An 18,941-nucleotide genomic window follows, 5' to 3' on the forward strand; every position below is an offset into this window, starting at 1 on the left:
CCCGCTCTCTGGGGAGAGCCGGGCGACGTCACTTTCGATAGTAAAGGATCTTAACAATGGCGCAGAGTGCAGAACATGTGCTCGATCATGTCGAACTGTTCCGTGGTCCGGAATACCAGCAAATGCTGGCCGACAAGAAGATGTTCGAGAATCCCCGCGATCCTGCCGAGGTCGAACGTATCAAGGAATGGACCAAAACGGCTGAATATCGCGAGAAGAATTTCGCGCGGGAGGCGCTCGCGGTAAATCCGGCCAAGGCCTGCCAGCCGCTTGGGGCCGTATTCGTCTCGGTCGGTTTTGAGGGTACGCTGCCCTTCGTCCACGGCTCGCAAGGTTGCGTGGCCTACTACCGCAGCCATCTGTCGCGGCACTTCAAGGAGCCGAGCTCCTGCGTGTCTTCGTCGATGACGGAAGACGCCGCCGTCTTCGGCGGGTTGAACAACATGATCGACGGGCTCGCCAACAGCTACAACATGTACAAGCCCAAGATGATTGCGGTCTCGACGACCTGCATGGCCGAGGTGATCGGCGATGACCTCAACGCCTTCATCAAGACATCGAAGGAAAAGGGCTCGGTTCCGCCAGAGTTCGACGTGCCGTTCGCACACACGCCGGCGTTCGTCGGCAGCCACGTCACCGGCTATGACAATGCGCTCAAGGGCATCCTGGAGCATTTTTGGGACGGAAAGGCAGGAACAGCGCCGAAGCTGGAACGCAAGCCAGACGAGGCAATCAACATCATCGGCGGTTTCGATGGCAATACCGTTGGAAACCTTCGCGAGATCAAGCGAATCTTGGCATTGATGGACATCAAGCACACGATTCTCGCCGATAACTCCGAAGTCTTCGATACTCCGACCGACGGCGAGTTCCGGATGTATGACGGCGGTACCACGCTGGAAGATGCGGCTAACGCGGTTCACGCGAAGGCGACAATCTCCATGCAGCAATGGTGTACGGAAAAAACCCTGCCGTTCGTATCCCAGCATGGCCAGGACGTCGTGTCTTTCAATTACCCGGTCGGCGTGTCCGCAACCGATGATTTTCTCGTGGCGTTATCGCGCATCAGCGGCAAGGAGATCCCGGAGGAACTCGCGCGAGAGCGTGGCCGCCTGGTTGATGCCATCGCGGATTCCAGCGCGCATATCCATGGCAAGAAGTTCGCGATCTACGGCGATCCGGATCTCTGCTATGGGCTGGCAGCCTTTCTGCTCGAACTCGGTGCCGAACCGACTCATGTGCTGTCAACCAACGGCAACAAGGCATGGCAGGAAAAAATGCAGGTGCTGTTTGCAAGCTCGCCATTTGGACAGGCCTGCCAAGCCTATCCGGGGCGGGACCTCTGGCACATGCGTTCGCTCCTGTTCACCGATCCGGTTGACTTTCTGATCGGCAACACCCACGGCAAGTATCTGGAGCGCGACACGGGAACGCCATTGATTCGCATCGGATTCCCGATTTTCGATCGACATCACCATCACCGCTCCCCTGTATGGGGCTATCAGGGTGGCTTGAATGTGCTGGTGAAGATCCTCGACAAGATCTTCGACGAAATCGACAAGAAAACAAATGTTCTAGGCAAAACCGACTACAGCTTCGACATCATTCGTTGACGGCAGATGATGCGCTGCGACCTCGCCGAGGACTTCGACGATGTCGCGAGAGGCTGATGGTTGGCCATGATGGTTGGCCTTGCATTTGATTTCGATCGAAAGGAAAAACGAATGAGTTCGCTGGCGGCCAGGGTCCAGAGTATTTTCAACGAGCCGGGCTGCGCCAGGAATGGCAGTAAGCCGGAGGCTGAGCGCAAAAAGGGCTGCACCAAACAGCTGCAGCCTGGCAGCGCTGCGGGAGGGTGTGCGTTCGACGGCGCCAAGGTTGCGCTGCAGCCCTTCACCGACGTCGCTCACCTCGTACATGGCCCGATCGCTTGCGAAGGCAATTCGTGGGATAATCGCGGCGCGGCGTCTTCCGGCTCCAGTCTGTGGCGCACCGCGTTCACGACCGATATGAGCGAAACCGATATCGTATTTGGAGGCGAGAAGCGGCTCTGCAAAGCGATCAAGGAGATCATCGACAAGCACGACCCGCCCGCTATCTTCGTCTATCAGACCTGCATCCCGGCCATGATCGGTGACGATATCGACGCGGTCTGCAAGGCGGCGTCTCAAAGGTTCGGCAAGCCGGTGATTCCGATCAATTCCCCGGGGTTCGTTGGTTCGAAGAACCTCGGTAACAAACTCGCCGGCGAGGCCTTGCTCGACTATGTGATCGGAACGCAAGAGCCGGACTATACCACACCGTACGATGTCAACCTCATCGGAGAATACAATCTCTCCGGAGAGCTCTGGCAAGTGAAGCCTCTATTGGATGAGCTTGGAATAAGGATACTCTCCTGCATCTCGGGCGATGCCAAATATCGCGAAGTCGCTTCATCCCATCGGGCACGAGCGGCGATGTTGGTGTGCTCGAAAGCCATGATCAACGTCGCACGCAAGATGGAGGAACGCTACGGTATTCCGTTCTTCGAAGGCTCGTTCTACGGTATCCAGGACTCAAGCGAATCGCTGCGCCAGATTGCCCGCTTGTTGGTTGAGCGCGGCGCGCCGATGGATTTGCTCGGACGCACCGAAGCTGTGATCGCCCGCGAGGAAGCGAGAGCGTGGGCCGCGATCGGACCGTACAAGCCACGATTCAAGGGCAAGAAGGCTTTGTTGATCACCGGCGGCGTCAAGTCCTGGTCGGTCGTTGCTGCACTCCAGCAAGCCGGCCTCGAACTGGTCGGAACCAGTGTGAAGAAATCGACGAGGGAGGACAAGGATCGCATCAGGCAGCTGATGGGGCAGGACGCCCACATGATCGAGGATATGACGCCGCGCGAAATGTACAACATGTTGAAGGGCGCCAAGGCGGACATCATGCTTTCGGGCGGCAAATCGCAGTTCATCGCATTAAAGGCGGCGATGCCCTGGCTGGATATCAACCAGGAGCGGTGCCACGCCTATATGGGCTATGTCGGAATGGTGAGGTTGGTGGAGGAGATCGACAAGTCGCTCTCCAACCCGATCTGGGAGCAGCTACGCCGACCAGCGCCATGGCAGGCATTGGCCAAGGCGATGGTGCAGATACAATCGTCGGTGGCCGCGGTCGCCTGCGATCCGGCGGTCACGGAGGCGGCGCGGCGGGCGAGAAAGATCTGCTTCTGCAACACAGTCGATCTCGGCACAATCGAAGATGCGGTCTACGCGCATGGCCTGAGGAGCGTCGATGCAGTCAGAGCCCACACCAATGCAGTCGGTGGCTGCTGCAAGCAACGCATCGAGGACGTCCTGTCATCGTCATCGCCCGCCGAGCTGCAATCCGCCGAATAGGGACGTGTCATGGCCATTGCCACGGTACCGACAAAAGCATGCGCGGTTAACCCGTTGAAGATGAGTCAGCCGATCGGCGCCGCATTTGCCTTCATGGGGCTAAGTGGCGCGATGCCGCTTCTGCATGGCTCACAAGGTTGCACCTCCTTCGGGCTCACCCTCTTCGTGCGGCATTTCAAAGAAGCTGTACCGCTGCAGACCACTGCGATGAGCGAAATCGCGACCGTGCTCGGCGGCTACGAGAATCTCGAGCAGGCGATACTCAATATCTACAACCGGACCAGGCCGAAGGTTATCGGAATCTGCTCGACGGGGATCACCGAGACCAACGGCGACGACGTAGGTGCCTACCTCAAGCTGATCCGCGACAAGCATCCGCAGCTCGCGAAATTACCGCTGGTCTATGCCTCGACGCCTGATTTCAAGGGTGCGTTCCAGGACGGCTGGGAGAAGGCCGTGGCGCGCATTGTGGATGCGCTGGTGGAAACGCCAAACGTCAGCGGCTTGCGCGATCCATCGAGGGTGAATGTTCTTCCAGGATGCCACCTCACGCCCGGTGATCTTGATGAACTCCGCACCATCTTGGAGGATTTTGGGTTGCGGCCGTCCTTCCTGCCTGATCTGGCGGGGTCGCTCGACGGGCATATCCCCGATGAGTTTACGGCAACGACCATCGGCGGCATAGGCGTCGACGAAATCGCGAGCATGGGGCGTGCCGGATGGACCATTGCGGTCGGCGAGCAAATGCGGCGAGCAGCGGAGGTCATGCAGGCCAAGACGGGCGTGCCCATTCGTTTGTTCGAGCGGCTGTGCGGTCTCGAGCCAAACGACGACTTGATGACTTTCTTGAGCGAGATCAGCGGTCGCCCCGTCCCGTCGAAGTATCGGCGCCAGCGTGGCCAGCTGGCCGATGCAATGCTGGATGCGCACTTCCATATCGGCGGTCGTAGACTTGCGATCGCGGCGGAGCCCGACCTGCTGTTCGACCTGTCCAGCATGCTGCACGACATGGGCGCGCAGGTGACCGCGGCGGTGACGACCACGCAGTCGGCGGTGATCGAGCGGATCAGGACCGAAGAGGTGCTGATCGGCGATCTCGAGGATCTGGAAGAGCTCGCCAGAACCAAGCATTGCGACCTGTTGATCACGCATTCGCATGGTAGGCAAGCGGCGGCCCGGCTGAAAATTCCGTTCTATCGAGCCGGTTTTCCGGTGTTCGATCGGCTTGGCGCAGGACATCAATTATCCATCGGCTATCGTGGTACGCGCGATCTGATCTTCGACATCGCCAATCTCCTGATCGCGGATCGGGAAGAGAATCGTCAGCCGACGCCCGATAGCTGGCGGGGGCGGGCCGCGCTGCCAGCGGCGGCCGCCAACGGCAGCTCCACGGGATCGACTGAGAGGTCGACTGCATGAAGGTCGCGTTCGCCACACAAGACCTAAGACAGGTCGATGCCCATTTTGGTTGGGCAAAGAATATCGCGATTTACGATGTCGCGCCAAGCGGATACGTGTTTCTCAAGGCGGTCGAGTTTGAGGGAGATCTCAAGGAAGATGGCAATGACGACAAGTTGGCGCCGAAGATCGAAGCGATCAAGGATTGCGCAATCCTGTACGTTGCCGCAATCGGCGGCGCCGGCGCTGCACGGGTGGTCGCTAACAACATCCATCCCATCAAAGTGAATAAGCCAGAGAACATCCTTATGCTGCTCGAAAAGCTCCAGCAGGTGCTGAAGGGCACGCCGCCGCCCTGGCTCCGCAAGGCCTTGGCGAAGGACCAACGGCGCACATTCGAGTTCGACGAATGAGGTAATATGACTGAGGCCGCAGAACGAAAGCAGCAGAGCGGTACCCTCGATTTGCCGTTCCTCAAGGAGTTGGTCAAGATATGGCGCGCTCAGGACACCAACGGAGCTTGGGAGGCCAGGAGCGATTTCGACCTGCTTGAACCCTATGTTTTGGATAAGGAGAAACGGCGAGCACTGCCGATTGTCGGCGATCCTGATCCCGATACCCTGTGGCGGCTGGAGTTGTTTTTCAATGCGGTGGCACTATCGATCGAGAAAGCCACCGGCGTAATGATCCAGCCGATGCTGAAGATGCATCATGAAGGCTTTGGCCGGATGGTGCTGATCGGAGGTCGGCTGGTCGCAGTGAACAGGCAGCTGCGCGATGTACATCGATTCGGCTTCGATAATCTCGCAATGCTCGCACAGGAGGGAGACAAATATGTCAGGAGCGGGATCGACTTGGTTCGTAAATTTCCGGACGTGGCGAACTATTGAGGGAACTCATGAGCGATCGTGAAACACTAAAGGCAGAACTCAAGAAACTGTCGGCCAAAGCGCTACAAGCCAAAATGGATCTGCATGACCTGTCGGAAGAGCTTCCCGTCAGCTGGACGTCGATTATGGCGGTAGCGCAGAAGGCGTATGATGCCTATGCCGAGCTCGACCGCAAGAGCCATGATTTGAAGGCGCTGGAAAACACCTGAAGGGTTTCGCCTCATGTCATTTGCAACGCGCGATGGCCGCGACTGGACGCCGGACTACCTGATCTCGATCGATGCCAAGAAGTGCATTGGCTGTGGTCGCTGTTTCAAGGTTTGCGGGCGAGACGTCATGACACTGAAAGGAATTAACGAAGAGGGCGAACTTGTCGATCTCGATGATGACGAGGATGATGAAATCGAAAAGAAGGTCATGGTTCTAAGTGATCAGGGCGCCTGCATCGGCTGCGGCGCCTGCGCCAGGGTTTGTCCGGCCAACTGCCAAACCCACGTTCCGGCCGAAGCTGAAGCTGCTTGACCCAGCGCCGTATCTCTCCCCGGCAAGGCGTCACGGTCAAAAATATTGCCATTGTTGAACTTCCTGAGCAGTGACCGCAACAAAGATCGGGCCGGAGCCTGGCATAACCTGAGCCGATTCATCGTAACGGATTATGTGGCTCCGATCGGGGACACGTTTTTCGGGCAAGTGGTAGCATTAGTATTTCCTTGAGTAGGAGCGTACGTTGGTCATGGTATTGCCGTGGACAGATCTATTCCCAGATCGTCCCCGACCGAGTCTTGCGCTCCATTTGATCTCTAGCTCCATCCGACGTGATCACGGCCGATACGCTTGGTCCGATCTTCGGCTCTGGCTGGGATACGGCTTGTGTGAGTTTCGCCATGGCCCGGCAATTTACCGCGGGGTTCGATCTCGCCAGGGGAATTGCCAATTGTGGAGGAGAACCTGCCGCCTTGATGGGTGGTCCTATTTCTCCAACGGGCTTACCGACAAAGTCCTGGCCGGTGGTGGACTGACAATATGCCTTGCGAGGAACGGTGCTAGCAGTCGGATCTGCGCGGAGGGCCAGCTCAGGCGCGATCAGTCTAGCGCAATAGGAGTGCAGGTCTTCAACAGGAGAAAACAATATCGTCGGATCGCAATGCGCTGCTGATGGCTTAGCCTTCGCGTGAAAGTTCGGACAGATGCCTTGCCTGTGCGTCAGGTTGTGGTCAGCTAGTCTGGGTACCCTCACCCGCAGAGCTTGCGTGGCACGAGCTCAACAACATGCAATTATGCCGATAGGAGAGCGAATCTGATGTATGGCAGAATCGTTGGTGCGAACGAGTCCACAAGCGCTAGCCAGGCCGAATGGGAAGAGGCGGGAGACAGCTCCCGCTTTTCGGAGGCGGTGGCAGGTATGGATCCGGGTGAGTCCTCATCAACGATGCGATACACTCTCGCTTCCGGTCCTCCGATCATCGACATTGACCGATCCTCTTTCATGGATGGAGTAAGGAGATATATGCGTGGCGACATCATGCAAATCGCAAGCAACCCAGAAGAGTACTCGGATTTCGTATCCGAGAAAGCGGAGCGCGCCGCAACGGTTGCTGGAAGCTATGCCAGCACTTACGATGATCCGAACAAACAGGCAAAATTCTACAGCTATCAACTAGGTGACGAAAGTGTCGGGCTGCTAAGGGCAGGCGGCCCCGCCACGATCAAAGGAGAACGTTTTCTGCGGCAGTTTGGGCGTAGCGACGTCACGTCCGTGGTAGATCTTCGCGTTACCCATCCGCTCGTCGAGAACGCTGGCGATATTCTACTGGAATATCAATTGCGAATGGATGGCGACTATCCGCTGGTCTTGTCACGTCCTGCCTTGGAAGGCATGGAACCTCGCCTGGCAGAAATGGGTTTTGTCCACTTCGGCCGCAATTACTGGGTGCTTGATCCTCACGAGCATCCCGATGTGTGGACGAAGAACGAGAACAATCAGTGGCAGCGAACGGACAAGCCTACAAAGTACCTTTCCAGTGCTGATGGTAATGATGCCGGCAATTTCGAGACGGTATCGTCCGACGATGATCCTGCGTTCTATCTGGAGCGCGCCATGGAAAGAATGGGTCTGGCGCAAGACGATTCGGAATGACGCGACTGGCTCGGAAATGACTGGTCCTTCGTCATTGCTAACGCAAAAGTCTTAATCTCCAGAAGGGAGCGCGTGCCCGCTCGCGCTCCCTTTCGTCTGGATCTCGGGCTTGCGGTCCTTGCCTGAAGACGCCTAGCGTTGTGCTTCGTCGAATTGGCAATACCCCCGTCGGTGGATCGGAAGGAGCGGACACCCGCGAGCTGCGATTGTGAGTTGTTGCAACATACTTGACGGTCGCAAACCGTGAAGTGTGAGCCGGAACAACTCGAATTCCATCGGCGACGGTTAAGTGGGGTTTTGCGGTTGCAATCTTGCCGCAAATCGCATCGGCGCGTCGTGGCATGAACACCAAAGTCCAGACGCTTCACTCATTCAAAAGTATGCCAAGGTCACTTGTCGTGGCATTCACCTGCGCAATCTGGCTTATTCGGCGCTATCGGAAAGGCATTGACGTTCTGCGAGCGACAGTGCGTTTGATGGGCCGGTAAGTAGTTCCAGAAGGGTTGTGAAGGCTGTGCCGCGTAGTGATGTCGCAGCGCAAGGCAAATGCTCGCGCGGATTGGCCTTAACCCGTAGAACCGTGCCAACAAGGATGTTGCACTGCATGGTTGTTGCACGACGACAGTAAAAGACGTCTAACATTAAGCGAGCATTGAATGCAGCCAGATGCCGTCTATGCGATTTGCGGCTTCAAAGATATTTCAAGCCGCCAAGCCATGGGATTCCATCTTATGGTCAGCGATGACGAGGGTAATCGGCGGCCGTGGTCCATCATTGTGATCCGATGGGGTAATAAAGTGCTTGGTTATGTCAACAAATGCCCGCACAACAGCGTCAATCTGGATTGGGAGCGAAACGAATTCCTCGATCCATACGGCGTTCGGCTAATGTGCGGAAAGCACGGATCGACCTTCGAACTCGGCACCGGGCTGTGCATCGAAGGTCCCTGTAGGGGGGGAGCGCTCACGCCGATCGCGTTGACAGTTCTGGATGGAGATATCTGCGTCATCGGCGTGCGTCTTGTCGAAGACGATGCTTCCCGCAACGAATGAAGCTGGTCCCGACCAGGTCCATCATCTCCTTCCAAACTGTGGACTCGTCGCACGGGAGGACGTGGAAAGTAGCGTCGCCAAGCTTGACTCGGTATTTCGCCAGCAGATCTATGTTATTGCAGAACATGAAGTAGCTGCCGTCGGGACTTAACGCGCCGTCCAGCACGCCTGCAACGTCGGCAAGATACGCGAAGGAATGCAGATAACCGGCCAGCACCGGAATGGTTCGTTCTCCGTCTTGTGCGATCGTCAAAACCTGTTCGATCGAGTAGTCCGGCGGCCGTTTCTCGTCCGCGACCTGGGTTTGGAATTTCAGTGCGACGTCGCCGCGAAAGCCGAACCGGCCAGGCTTGACGGTCCCGCCTTTGAATACGGCATTGAGCAAGCGACCCTCCTTCTCAAGTCTGCCGAGTGCGGTGTTCTCGATTGTCGTCATCAAAATCGTCCTCGATCTAAGCGTTTTACCGACGCCTTGGCCGGTGCGAGACGCAATGCAAATTGCTTGCCGAACATGCGCAGCGGTCTTCGGCGGAGCTTGGAAGGCGTAAATGGGCTCTGACCGCCCAAGCGGCCTTGTCGGAAATTCGACGCGAGTGCCAAAGCCAACAGGCACGATACGAAAAAGCAAGCATCATCAATCCTCTGCACGCTGGCACACGACTTGCCATAAGTTAAGTGGTCCGAAGCAGATGAAGGATAAGCCATGATCAACCTGACGGATAGCGCGGTGAATGCGGTCAAGAGCGCGATTTCATCATCGACGCAGCCAGCAAGCGGCCTGCGCATTATGGTCGAGGCAGGCGGCTGCAACGGGTTCAAATACATGATGGGTCTGGCCGATCAACCGAAGCCCGACGAAAAAGTGATCGAGTGCGGCGGCCTGAGGGTGTTTGTCGACAACAAGAGCCATGAGCATCTGGTCGGCACAACCATCGATTTCGTGATGGCGCTGGAGAGTCCAGGCTTCACCTTTCATAACCCGAACGCCACTTCGAGCTGCTCGTGCGGAAAATCGTTCAGCTGACAAGAAAGGGACGTGAAGCATGCCGACCGAATCAGAGCAACTGAGGCAATTACCGGCCGCCATGAGCGGGCGAGAACTACCAATTCGTGGCGTAATCGAAGATTTCCGACCCACTCCGCAACGAGGCGGCGACAGTCGACTGAACCGGATCGATCACAGCAGGATCGTGGTCAGCCGTGGCGCCTGCGCGTTCTGCAAGCTTTCGAGGGAGGCGCTTGACGACATTCAGGCGTGGCTTGTCAATAGGATCTGCGAATTCGTCCGCTTGATCCCGGTAGCTGCCGTAGCCAAGGCGTGAGATTGAGCGAGGGATCAAGTGCCGATTTATCTCGACAACAACGCGACGACGCGGACCGATCCGTCCGTTGTGCAAGCCATGTTGCCATTCTTCACCGAGCAATTCGGCAATGCGTCATCGAGCCATGCGTTTGGCGGCGAGGTCGCAGTCGCGCTGGCGCAGGCGCGCCGTAGCCTGCAGAATTTGTTGGGCAACGCCCACGATCATGAGATCGTTTTTACCTCCGGTGGGACCGAGGCGAATAATGCCGCCATCCTCTCGGCGCTTGCGATACAAGAGGACCGCGATGAGATCGTCACCACATCGGTTGAGCACTCCGCCATCCTTTCGCTGGTCGAGCAGTTGGCGACGCGGGGCGTCAAGACGCATATCGTACCAGTAGATTCCCGTGGCCGGCTCGACATCGAGGCGTTTCGCTGCGCGCTCGGGCCCCGTACGGCGGTCGCCTCGATCATGTGGGCCAACAACGAGACCGGTACGATTTTCCCGGTGGAGTTTCTGGCCGGATTGACACGTGAGGCAGGCGCCCTGTTTCATACAGATGCGGTCCAAGCCATCGGAAAGGTACGCGTCGACCTAAAGGACAGTGCGATCGACATGCTGTCGCTTTCAGCGCACAAACTACATGGCCCGAAAGGGGTCGGTGCGCTCTATCTGCGCAAAGGGACAAAATTTCGGCCGCTGATCTGGGGCGGATCTCAGGAACGTCGGCGCCGCGGCGGAACTGAGAATATTCCCGGCATCATCGGTCTTGGAAAAGCGGCGGAACTGGCACTGGAGCGGCTCGAGCTGGAAGGAGTTCGGATTGGTGCGTTGCGAGACCGCCTGGAGCAGGGGATTTTACATATTGGCGAGTGCGCGGTGCTCGGCGATGTCAGCAACCGGCTAACGAACACGGCTAATATCGCTTTCGATGATCTCGACGGCGAGGCAATCGTACATCATCTCAATCGCGCGGGCATTGCCGTGTCGCTCGGATCAGCCTGCAACTCCGGCTCAATGGAACCATCACATGTTCTGCGCGCCATGCAGGTACCGGCGCGGAGCGTGCGCGGCGCGGTGCGCTTTTCTCTGTCGCGTGAAACGTCCGTTGCGGAAGTCGATGACGTCGTGTGCGCACTGTCCGACATCGTGGCCGGCCAGCGCGCCAATTTGCGGGAATCTGCCAGTCTGACCGACTATGCGCCGCAGTCGAGGGGGTTGCAGTCGTGAAGATCATGATCCGCCGCTCTCCGGACGCGGGCCTGTCGATCTACGTGCCCAAAAAGGATATCGAAGAGCCGATCGTGGAATCGGAGCACGAGACGCTATGGGGCGGCTGGATCAAAATAGCCAATGGCTGGGTGCTCGATTTGCCTGAGATGGCGAGCGATACGCGCCTGCCGGTGACAATCAACGCCAAAAAGCGGGGCGAGAACGGTGACGATCCGTGAAGGCGACCGCACAGATCGATTTCGTCAATGGGACCGATGCCAAGGCCATTCTCGCGGACGTCGCTGCCGGGCTGAGGGCCGCGAGCGTTGTTCCCTATCTTGGTCCTGGCCTCGCCGAACTGTCCAGACCCGATGTGCCGACGACACCCGAGACGTTATCTGAGTTCTTCGCCAGCAAGGTTGCGCTGCCGCGCCGGGCAAAGGGCAATGCATGGGCCGCGGCACAGCACATCGAGATCAGCAAGCATCGCTCCACCGTGACGGCATTGATGACGCAGGCCTTCGCTCGGCCGGTCGAGCCGACCGGGTTGCACGATCATCTTGTGTCTCTGTCGCTGCCCATCACAGTCGACACATGGTATGATGGGGCGATGCGCGCGGCGCTGGATAAGCGCGATGGATGGGGCGAAGTGCAGGGTATCAGCCGCGTCGGTATTGGTGAGAATCGCTGGTATCGCTTTTATGACTCGGTTGGCCACGAGGTCGACACTGTCGTGGCGGAGAGCTGGACGACGGTATTATATAAGCCGCACGGCGGCGTGCAGCCGGCGAATAACTTCCTGATTTCTGACGCCGACTATGTCGAGGTGCTGACCGAAATCGACATCCAGACACCGATTCCGGACATCATCAAGGAAAGGCGGATCGGACAGAGCTTTCTCTTCATCGGTTGTCGGTTTAACGATCAACTGTTACGTAGCTACGCCCGGCAAGTCATCAAGCGATCGGCCAACACCCATTATGCGATCGTTGATCTGGATGTAATCTCACGCAATGAGATCCGTTTTATGCGCAAGCAAGGCATGATGCCGCTTGCGATTGGACTGCCTCGCGCGGTCGAGATACTACTCACCCATTAGCGGCGTTGCGAAGCCGGATCCTCGCGGCCGCATTGGCCTGTTGTGAGGGGCCGCATCGCATCAAGGCCAACAGAGATGGCGCCGGAGCGCGCGAGCTTGGTGCGTGAATGAATGCAACAGCCGTGGAGCTCTGCGTCAAAAGCACGACGTACCTGTCGCGCTTCCTACACCCGCATCATTGCTGGTCCTGCATGCCTGGGTGTTGAGACTTCCGCTAACTCGTTGGCACATAGCTGCAACGTCATTGTGTCCGCGATGGCATGCGAGTTGCTACTGATCTTCCTGAGGCTCTCGGGGCTGGTCCGGGGAAGCCGATGATTGCGCGCAGGGAGAAATGGACAATGAACGCGGTCGTTGGACGCGGGAAACATGCCGAAGCTGCGGTAGATGCCGGCAAGATGGTGCAGCCGGCCGCCGAGCATAAGGGCTGCCGCACCTCGTCCAACATTGGCCAAGCGAGTTGTGGCTCGCGGGCCGGGCAAGGCGATCTGCAGACCGAGATCTGGGAAAAAGTGAAGAACCATCCCTGCTACAGCGAAGAGGCGCATCATCACTACGCCCGCATGCACGTCGCTGTGGCGCCAGCCTGCAACATCCAGTGCAATTACTGCAACCGAAAATACGACTGCGCCAACGAATCGCGCCCGGGCGTGGCGAGCGAGAAGCTCACGCCTGAGCAGGCGGTCAAGAAAGTGCTTGCGGTTGCGGCCACCATTCCCCAGATGACCGTGCTTGGCATCGCCGGTCCCGGTGACCCATTGGCCAATCCAGAGAAGACGTTCAAGACGTTCGAACTCGTCGCCAAAGCGGCTCCGGACATCAAGCTGTGTCTATCAACCAATGGGTTGAGTCTGCCCGATTATGTTGACGTCATCGCCAAGTCCAAGATTGACCATGTCACGATCACCATCAACACGATCGATCCCGAAATCGGGGCCAAGATCTATCCATGGATCTTCTTCGACCACAGACGCCACATCGGCATCGACGCGGCAAGGATACTCACTGATCGCCAGCTGCAAGGCCTGGAGATGCTCAGCGAACGGGGGATCCTGTGCAAGGTCAACTCTGTGATGATCCCGCATATCAACGATCATCACCTAGTCGCAGTCAACAAGGCGGTGAAGTCCCGAGGCGCCTTCCTTCACAATATCATGCCGCTGATCTCCGCACCCGAGTACGGAACAGTATTCGGCCTCAACGGTCAGCGCGGGCCGACAGCGCAGGAATTGAAGACGCTGCAGGATGCGTGTGAAGGGGAGATAAATATGATGCGCCACTGTCGTCAGTGCCGGGCCGATGCTGTGGGTCTACTCGGAGAGGATCGCAGCGCAGAGTTTACCACTGACCAGGTCATGAAGATGGACGTCGAATATGACCTCGATGTGCGCCAGGCTTATCGAGACCGGGTAGAGGATGAGCGTGCCGCCAAAGCCGCGGCCAACAACGAGGAACTCGGGAAATTGGCTGAGGAGACGAGTGAGATCTCGCTTCTGGTGGCAGTCGCAACCAAAGGCTCGGGACTAATCAACGAGCACTTTGGACATGCGAAGGAATTCCAAATCTACGAACTTTCCACTTCCGGCGCAAAATTCGTCGGCCACCGCCGTGTGGATGTCTACTGCCAGGGCGGCTATGGGGAGCAGGATAGGCTTTCGACCATCATCCGCGGTATCAATGATTGCCATGCGGTCTTCGTGGCCAGGATCGGCGGCGGCCCGAAAAGCAAACTGATCAAGGCTGGAATCGAGCCGGTCGATCAGTACGCGCATGAGTTCATCGAGAAGTCGGCGATCGCCTGGTTCCGGTGCTATCTCGACCAGGTGAAAAGCGGTGAGATCCGGCACGTGAAGCGCGGCGATGCGTCGATTCGACAGGGAGCCCTGAACTCTGCGGCGTGAGGAGGTTGCGTGCCATTCAAGATCATCGCCTCGCAGTGTACGAGCTGCTCAGCCTGCGAGCCATTGTGCCCGAACGTTGCAATCTCGGAGAAGGCCGGGAGCTTCGTCATTGAACCGGCGAAATGCACCGAATGCATTGGCTATTTCGAAGAGCCGCAATGTGTTGCTGCCTGTCCGGTCGACAATACCTGCGTCATTGACACGTCATGGCCGCGGTACCACGCGCCAGCCTAAAGGGGAGCTCCATGAACCGATTGCTGCCGCCGCTTGATGACGTGGACGAAACCGTACCCGAGAAGGCGCATGAACCATGCGCCTGGTTCTGCGGCGACGAAACGAGGGCCATCGCAGCCTTGCCATCCGGGCTAGAGCTCCATTTGATGCAACCGAGTGACGCTGATGCTGGCCGACCATACCTTTGAGTTTAGTCGCGCCGTGTCGCACCACATCGCGCTGCGGCCGCTCGGCCGATTGATGAGCGACGAGGAGCTCGGCTTCCGCCACATCGTAGCGCGCGGCGTCTCCAGTGAGCGGCCGCGAGCCGCAGCGAACGACCTGGACGCCCCCGGTGCGGTTCGAGAACATACAGCGCCTGTTGCCGGGGCGCTAACTGCTCCACAGGGTGCCTTGGCCCGCACGTCTACCATGCAGTGGCGCGCTCAATTACCGCGGGTGAATCGGCAGATGGAGATAAAGGCAAATCGATGCAGGACCTCGCTTGCGCTGATACGGCAGCGTCCCTGCATGTCCACGAGGGGAGCGGTCCATGAATAAAATCGTCCGCGACAGCGACGTCGTCGAGCTCAGCGGGCCGCCTGTCTTCGGCTTTAGCGAAAAGGTGCGCGCAAATCGTACCATCCGCAACGATGGCACATATCGTGGCAAGGAGATTGGCGAGATTCTGGTCAAGAAGGGAGAGGTGGGTTACGTCGTCTCGATCGGCACGTTCCTGCAGCAATTCTACATCTACGGCGTCGAGTTTCTCGAAAGCGGTTACCGCGTTGGCATGAAGCGCAAGGAGCTTGAGCCGGTGGACGCATGCGAGGAGATCGATGATCTGCGATTGCCGGAAGAGACTATGTCATGACTGAGGTCCGCTTTCCGAAGTATCGGCGGGCCAGCGCGGCAAAGCCGCAGTCGGCCTCATCAACGAAGGCTCGTTACCCGATACCGAGCCCGACGGGCTCGTGCTCGGCGCCGGAGCAACCGGCGAGATCGTCAGGGTCGCTATCCATACCGAGGCGGGCGTGCCGGTCTATACTGTCGATTTTGGTGAGCGGCGGCTCACTGGCTGTCTTTAAGAGGAAATCACGTTGCTTTGAGGGGGCTTTCGCGATGAATGCCGGGCTGATGAGGAAGGCAAAGACCGGGCTGGTCCCTCACCCAAACGAGCTGGATCGCAAGCGGATCGAGCGCGGCTTGAGCTCGCGCAATCACTATCTCTATGTCTCGCCGAACGTGACGCCGGTGAAAGGTGGCTATCTGGTTGAGAGTCCCTGTTGCTCGCGCAATATTGACAAGGATGGCGGCCTCATTGATGTCGCGCTGATTCTTTATGATGCCGTGAGCGGGATCTGGAAGGTGTTTTGCAAGAACCACGCGCAAGGAATCTGGGAGTTTTACAGCCTTTACCACCGCCTGGGTTCAGCGATCGACGAATTGAACGCGGATCCCGAGCGCTTGTTCTGGCAGTGACGAATTGCCGTCGACCAATCATGGAGACGTCACGATGGTGCTCACTGCGGAGGAACTGATCGAAATCGAGCGGCTGCTTGCGGTCGATGACGCCGACACGGGCCCCTTCGTCGAGCTGCGGCGCCGCTTTCCGCAACTTGCATGCGTTCGCTGCGATGCGTCGGATGTGTCGGATCAGCCGTTCCGGCAGTTTCCTCGTTTTGATCTGCATTTGCTCGACGGGTCGGATCACTGCTTGCAGATTACAGCCGATCCGAAACGAGCGACTGCTATCGTGTTAGCGAAGAGGAATACGTAGGGTGAACGGAATTGAGCTGGCAGAGCATCGGCTTGATGGCCCGGACGGAAAGGATGCAAATACATCCTTCATTCCACTGTCCGATCCCGATATCAGCTTCGCCGAGCTCTCCGCCGTGGAAGCGCTTCTGTGCTCGCCGCAGATCTCCAATGGGCGGGTCACCGAGGCGTTCGAGCAGGCCTTTGCATTCTATCTTGGCCGCAAATATGCGGTAGCAGTGTCGAGCGGTACCATCGGGCTGCTGCTGGCGCTCAAGGCGCTCGGCGTCGGGCCAGGGCATGAGGTCATTGCCTCGGCTTATTCCTTTCGCGAGACGGTCCATGCGATCGGTCTTGCAGGCGCGCGGGCGGTGTTCGCCGACATCGACTATTGGTCGGGAACATTGCTGCCAGAGAAAGCCGAAGAGCGCATCACGGCCAAAACGCGGGCGATTGTCGCCGGTAATGCCAACGGCCATCCCGCGCCGTGGTCAGAACTGCGGGCGATCGCGCAGCGCCATCACCTGGCGCTTTTGGAGGATTCCACCGAAGCAATCGGATCGCGGTACAAGGGTGAACTCGTCGGCCGGTTTGGTGATCTGGCAGTTTTCGACCTTGCCCAACCCCTGGCCCTAAGCTGTGGCGAAGGCGCAATGGTGGTAACGGACGATATCGATCTCGCGTTTGGCTTGCGTCGCTATCGCGCCCACCGGCTGGACGAACGCTCCTCCGTGATCGTCGGTGCCACAGCACCGTCCCAGGCCGGCATGAGCGATCTCACGGCAGCCTTGGGGCTGGCGCAGCTCAAGCGCCTCGATGAAATCCTGGAGCGTCGTCGACTGGTGGAGCAGCTCTATAGCGCGCATATGCAATCATTTGAAGGTATCAAGCCGCCTTACATAGGCCCTCATGTGACCGAGGTGAACTGGTTGCTCTATCTCGTCCATCTAGGAACGCGCTTCACGCGATCCGGTCGCGACGCCATCGTCGAGGATCTGCGCGCCGCCCAAATCGAATCCGTCGCATATAACCATCCTCTGCACTTGCAACGCCACTATTTCGACCTCGGCTATCGACGTGGCGATTTGCTGGTTACCGAAAAGATCGCCGATCGCGCCCTGGCGTTGCCGTTTCACGCCCATCTCTCGAACGACAAGATCGAGTTTATTGTCGAAACCATGAAAGATGCGTCGATCAACGTGGGCGCGGGTGCAGCGATCTACTGAGATGCGGGTCATCCACCACCCGGAAGGACGAGCATTTGAATAGCGATGATCGTAGTTGTGCTTCATCGCGCCAGATGAGCAAGGCGAACGACCAAGGACAGGCCCGTGAGCACGAAGAAGACTTGCTCGAAACTAGCGAGGCGCGGTCTGAAATCCACGGCTCGAGGCCACACGCGAAGCTGCTGGAAGCCGAGCTATTCGCAATTGAGATCCTCGGGCTCGGGTCTTTAAAGTCGGCTAAATAAGGAATTGCAATGGACCCGCAACAAGTCATCATTCACGTCCGCTTCGGTCCGAACGGGAGGGTGATCCAAATCAGCGAGCGCCCGGCGAAACTCACGCCGGACCAGTGGTTTGATGTCCTCAACACCCGCGCCGGCTCGAATTATCGACCGCTCGCTCGTGGCCGCGGCGCTTTTCGGCTGGCCCGGACTACGGTCGAAGCCTTCAAGCAGGAAACTGCGAGGCCCGGATGAGCAAAGAGATGACTGGCAACCCGGTGAGTGACCGGATCGCGGTGTTCGCCGTGTGTCCCGCCGATGCCATCGAGCGAAGTGGCGCCAGGAGCTTCAGCTTGTCGCGAGTCGACGGCGGCGGCGAGAGCCGCCCGTTTCCAATTATTGTGGTTCGCACGTTCGACGACGACTATTTAGGGTACGTCAATCGCTGTCCGCATGACAGCTTATGGCTCAACATCGGCTCCGGCGAGTTTTTCTCCTCTGACCGCTCCTTTCTCAGATGTGGCAGGCACGGTGCGAGATTTGAGATCGACACCGGGCTATGCATCGAAGGTCCCTGCAATGGACAAACGCTCGAACCGGTCGCGCTCGCAATCATCGACGGTGACGTCTGCCTGTGCGGCGTCAGGTTACTGGAGGACGATCGGTTGTACGATACGTTCGAGGACGGCGACGAAACCATGGAAATTACGATCCATCCTGATTAACAGGCGTGTCAGTTGGCCGCTACTCTAGTCGCTTTAAGGCGCATCGCCGAATAGCGGCACCAACGAGGTGTCTGGCGCTAACTTACCATGGATTCAGCAGGGTCATTGCGGCCGAGGGATAGAATCTTCGAAAGGAAATGCCCTCGGCGACAAGTTCGCCGAGGGCACCGTCTGGGCTGCGTGAAATGGGGAGGCCCAGACTGACAGGACCGTTTAGTCTGGAGGAATGACGATCCTGTGTTCCGAGTTTTCCTTATGTCCCGATTTTTTAGCGACCGCTGAAGCGGGCGTAGCAATTGCAATGCCAAGCCTCCGTTTATGCGTTGGCCTTGGCGGTCGCCGCCACCGCATCAGCCGACGGCGACGGCCAAGGTCGAAGCGTTAACGGGGACGTGGGCGCGCTGCGTACGAACTGCAAAAGGCTGAAGCGGGGG

The 18,941-nt window shown here is 58.1% G+C and carries 23 protein-coding genes and 1 pseudogene; 23 read left to right on the plus strand and 1 reads right to left on the minus strand.

Going from position 1 to position 18,941, the window contains the following annotated elements:
* Positions 1 to 56: 56 nt before the first annotated feature.
* From nifK to ACVINW_RS17845, 9 genes are all read left to right on the plus strand, one after another.
* Positions 57 to 1,613: a nitrogenase molybdenum-iron protein subunit beta gene (nifK, locus tag ACVINW_RS17805; RefSeq protein ID WP_456752507.1), complete on the plus strand. Its 1,557-nt coding sequence runs from the start codon at positions 57 to 59 to the stop codon at positions 1,611 to 1,613.
* A 111-nt stretch (positions 1,614 to 1,724) separates the two neighbouring features.
* Complete coding sequence (gene nifE / locus ACVINW_RS17810; RefSeq protein ID WP_456756424.1) at positions 1,725 to 3,371, plus strand: nitrogenase iron-molybdenum cofactor biosynthesis protein NifE; 1,647 nt, start codon at positions 1,725 to 1,727, stop codon at positions 3,369 to 3,371.
* Between the two features lie 9 nt (positions 3,372 to 3,380).
* Positions 3,381 to 4,790 carry a nitrogenase iron-molybdenum cofactor biosynthesis protein NifN gene (gene nifN / locus ACVINW_RS17815; RefSeq protein ID WP_456752508.1) on the plus strand — a complete coding sequence of 470 codons (1,410 nt, stop codon included), beginning with the start codon at positions 3,381 to 3,383 and terminating at the stop codon, positions 4,788 to 4,790.
* Positions 4,787 to 5,182, plus strand: a complete 396-nt coding sequence (gene nifX / locus ACVINW_RS17820) for a nitrogen fixation protein NifX (protein WP_456752509.1) — start codon at positions 4,787 to 4,789, stop codon at positions 5,180 to 5,182. The genes nifN and nifX overlap by 4 nt, the downstream gene beginning before the upstream one ends.
* Before the next feature lie 6 nt (positions 5,183 to 5,188).
* Positions 5,189 to 5,659 carry a NifX-associated nitrogen fixation protein gene (locus tag ACVINW_RS17825; protein WP_456752510.1) on the plus strand — a complete coding sequence of 157 codons (471 nt, stop codon included), beginning with the start codon at positions 5,189 to 5,191 and terminating at the stop codon, positions 5,657 to 5,659.
* A gap of 8 nt (positions 5,660 to 5,667) precedes the next feature.
* Positions 5,668 to 5,868, plus strand: coding sequence for a CCE_0567 family metalloprotein (locus tag ACVINW_RS17830; protein ID WP_456752511.1), 201 nt, complete (start codon positions 5,668 to 5,670; stop codon positions 5,866 to 5,868).
* 13 nt (positions 5,869 to 5,881) lie between these two features.
* The gene (fdxB, locus tag ACVINW_RS17835) at positions 5,882 to 6,181 is read left to right on the plus strand and encodes a ferredoxin III, nif-specific (protein WP_456752512.1); all 300 of its coding nucleotides are present in this window, start codon (positions 5,882 to 5,884) and stop codon (positions 6,179 to 6,181) included.
* Between the two features lie 778 nt (positions 6,182 to 6,959).
* Positions 6,960 to 7,796, plus strand: coding sequence for a host specificity protein (locus ACVINW_RS17840; RefSeq protein ID WP_456752513.1), 837 nt, complete (start codon positions 6,960 to 6,962; stop codon positions 7,794 to 7,796).
* 656 nt (positions 7,797 to 8,452) lie between these two features.
* Complete coding sequence (locus tag ACVINW_RS17845; protein ID WP_456752514.1) at positions 8,453 to 8,848, plus strand: Rieske (2Fe-2S) protein; 396 nt, start codon at positions 8,453 to 8,455, stop codon at positions 8,846 to 8,848.
* Between the two features lie 7 nt (positions 8,849 to 8,855).
* On the opposite strand, the pseudogene ACVINW_RS17850 reads toward ACVINW_RS17845, so the two are convergent.
* Positions 8,856 to 9,284 (minus strand): annotated as a pseudogene (locus ACVINW_RS17850) (hypothetical protein); the annotation flags it as partial.
* A gap of 267 nt (positions 9,285 to 9,551) precedes the next feature.
* Here ACVINW_RS17850 and ACVINW_RS17855 point away from each other — a divergent pair.
* The 14 genes from ACVINW_RS17855 to ACVINW_RS17920 all read left to right on the plus strand — a co-directional run bounded on the left by ACVINW_RS17855 (position 9,552) and on the right by ACVINW_RS17920 (position 18,507).
* The gene (locus tag ACVINW_RS17855; protein ID WP_456752515.1) at positions 9,552 to 9,872 is read left to right on the plus strand and encodes a HesB/IscA family protein; all 321 of its coding nucleotides are present in this window, start codon (positions 9,552 to 9,554) and stop codon (positions 9,870 to 9,872) included.
* 19 nt (positions 9,873 to 9,891) lie between these two features.
* Positions 9,892 to 10,170 carry a NifU family protein gene (locus tag ACVINW_RS17860; protein WP_456752516.1) on the plus strand — a complete coding sequence of 93 codons (279 nt, stop codon included), beginning with the start codon at positions 9,892 to 9,894 and terminating at the stop codon, positions 10,168 to 10,170.
* Positions 10,171 to 10,188: 18 nt separating this feature from the next.
* Positions 10,189 to 11,382: a cysteine desulfurase NifS gene (nifS, locus tag ACVINW_RS17865; protein WP_456752517.1), complete on the plus strand. Its 1,194-nt coding sequence runs from the start codon at positions 10,189 to 10,191 to the stop codon at positions 11,380 to 11,382.
* On the plus strand, positions 11,379 to 11,603 hold the full coding sequence (nifT, locus tag ACVINW_RS17870; protein ID WP_456752518.1) for a putative nitrogen fixation protein NifT: 225 nt from the start codon (positions 11,379 to 11,381) through the stop codon (positions 11,601 to 11,603). Before nifS ends, nifT begins: the two co-directional genes overlap by 4 nt.
* A complete protein-coding gene (locus ACVINW_RS17875; RefSeq protein ID WP_456752519.1) occupies positions 11,600 to 12,463 on the plus strand; it encodes an SIR2 family NAD-dependent protein deacylase in 864 nt (287 codons plus the stop codon). The genes nifT and ACVINW_RS17875 overlap by 4 nt, the downstream gene beginning before the upstream one ends.
* 398 nt (positions 12,464 to 12,861) lie before the next feature.
* A complete protein-coding gene (gene nifB / locus ACVINW_RS17880; RefSeq protein ID WP_456756425.1) occupies positions 12,862 to 14,364 on the plus strand; it encodes a nitrogenase cofactor biosynthesis protein NifB in 1,503 nt (500 codons plus the stop codon).
* 9 nt (positions 14,365 to 14,373) lie between these two features.
* On the plus strand, positions 14,374 to 14,598 hold the full coding sequence (locus ACVINW_RS17885) for a 4Fe-4S binding protein (RefSeq protein ID WP_456752520.1): 225 nt from the start codon (positions 14,374 to 14,376) through the stop codon (positions 14,596 to 14,598).
* Positions 14,599 to 15,130: 532 nt separating this feature from the next.
* Positions 15,131 to 15,451, plus strand: coding sequence for a nitrogen fixation protein NifZ (locus ACVINW_RS17890; protein WP_456752521.1), 321 nt, complete (start codon positions 15,131 to 15,133; stop codon positions 15,449 to 15,451).
* 58 nt (positions 15,452 to 15,509) lie between these two features.
* Entirely contained in the window at positions 15,510 to 15,665 is a 156-nt protein-coding gene (locus ACVINW_RS17895; RefSeq protein ID WP_456756426.1) for a nitrogen fixation protein NifZ, read from the plus strand.
* Positions 15,666 to 15,699: 34 nt separating this feature from the next.
* The gene (locus tag ACVINW_RS17900; protein ID WP_456752522.1) at positions 15,700 to 16,059 is read left to right on the plus strand and encodes a DUF3024 domain-containing protein; all 360 of its coding nucleotides are present in this window, start codon (positions 15,700 to 15,702) and stop codon (positions 16,057 to 16,059) included.
* A gap of 34 nt (positions 16,060 to 16,093) precedes the next feature.
* The gene (locus ACVINW_RS17905) at positions 16,094 to 16,357 is read left to right on the plus strand and encodes a DUF6129 family protein (RefSeq protein WP_456752523.1); all 264 of its coding nucleotides are present in this window, start codon (positions 16,094 to 16,096) and stop codon (positions 16,355 to 16,357) included.
* Between the two features lie 10 nt (positions 16,358 to 16,367).
* Positions 16,368 to 17,561 (plus strand): DegT/DnrJ/EryC1/StrS family aminotransferase, encoded by a 1,194-nt coding sequence (locus tag ACVINW_RS17910; RefSeq protein ID WP_456756427.1) that lies wholly within the window; start codon positions 16,368 to 16,370, stop codon positions 17,559 to 17,561.
* Between the two features lie 254 nt (positions 17,562 to 17,815).
* Positions 17,816 to 18,037: a hypothetical protein gene (locus tag ACVINW_RS17915; protein ID WP_456752524.1), complete on the plus strand. Its 222-nt coding sequence runs from the start codon at positions 17,816 to 17,818 to the stop codon at positions 18,035 to 18,037.
* Positions 18,034 to 18,507 carry a Rieske (2Fe-2S) protein gene (locus tag ACVINW_RS17920; RefSeq protein ID WP_456752525.1) on the plus strand — a complete coding sequence of 158 codons (474 nt, stop codon included), beginning with the start codon at positions 18,034 to 18,036 and terminating at the stop codon, positions 18,505 to 18,507. Before ACVINW_RS17915 ends, ACVINW_RS17920 begins: the two co-directional genes overlap by 4 nt.
* The last annotated feature ends 434 nt before the right edge of the window (positions 18,508 to 18,941 follow it).

The sequence above is a fragment of the Bradyrhizobium sp. USDA 4461 genome, assembly GCF_054055655.1.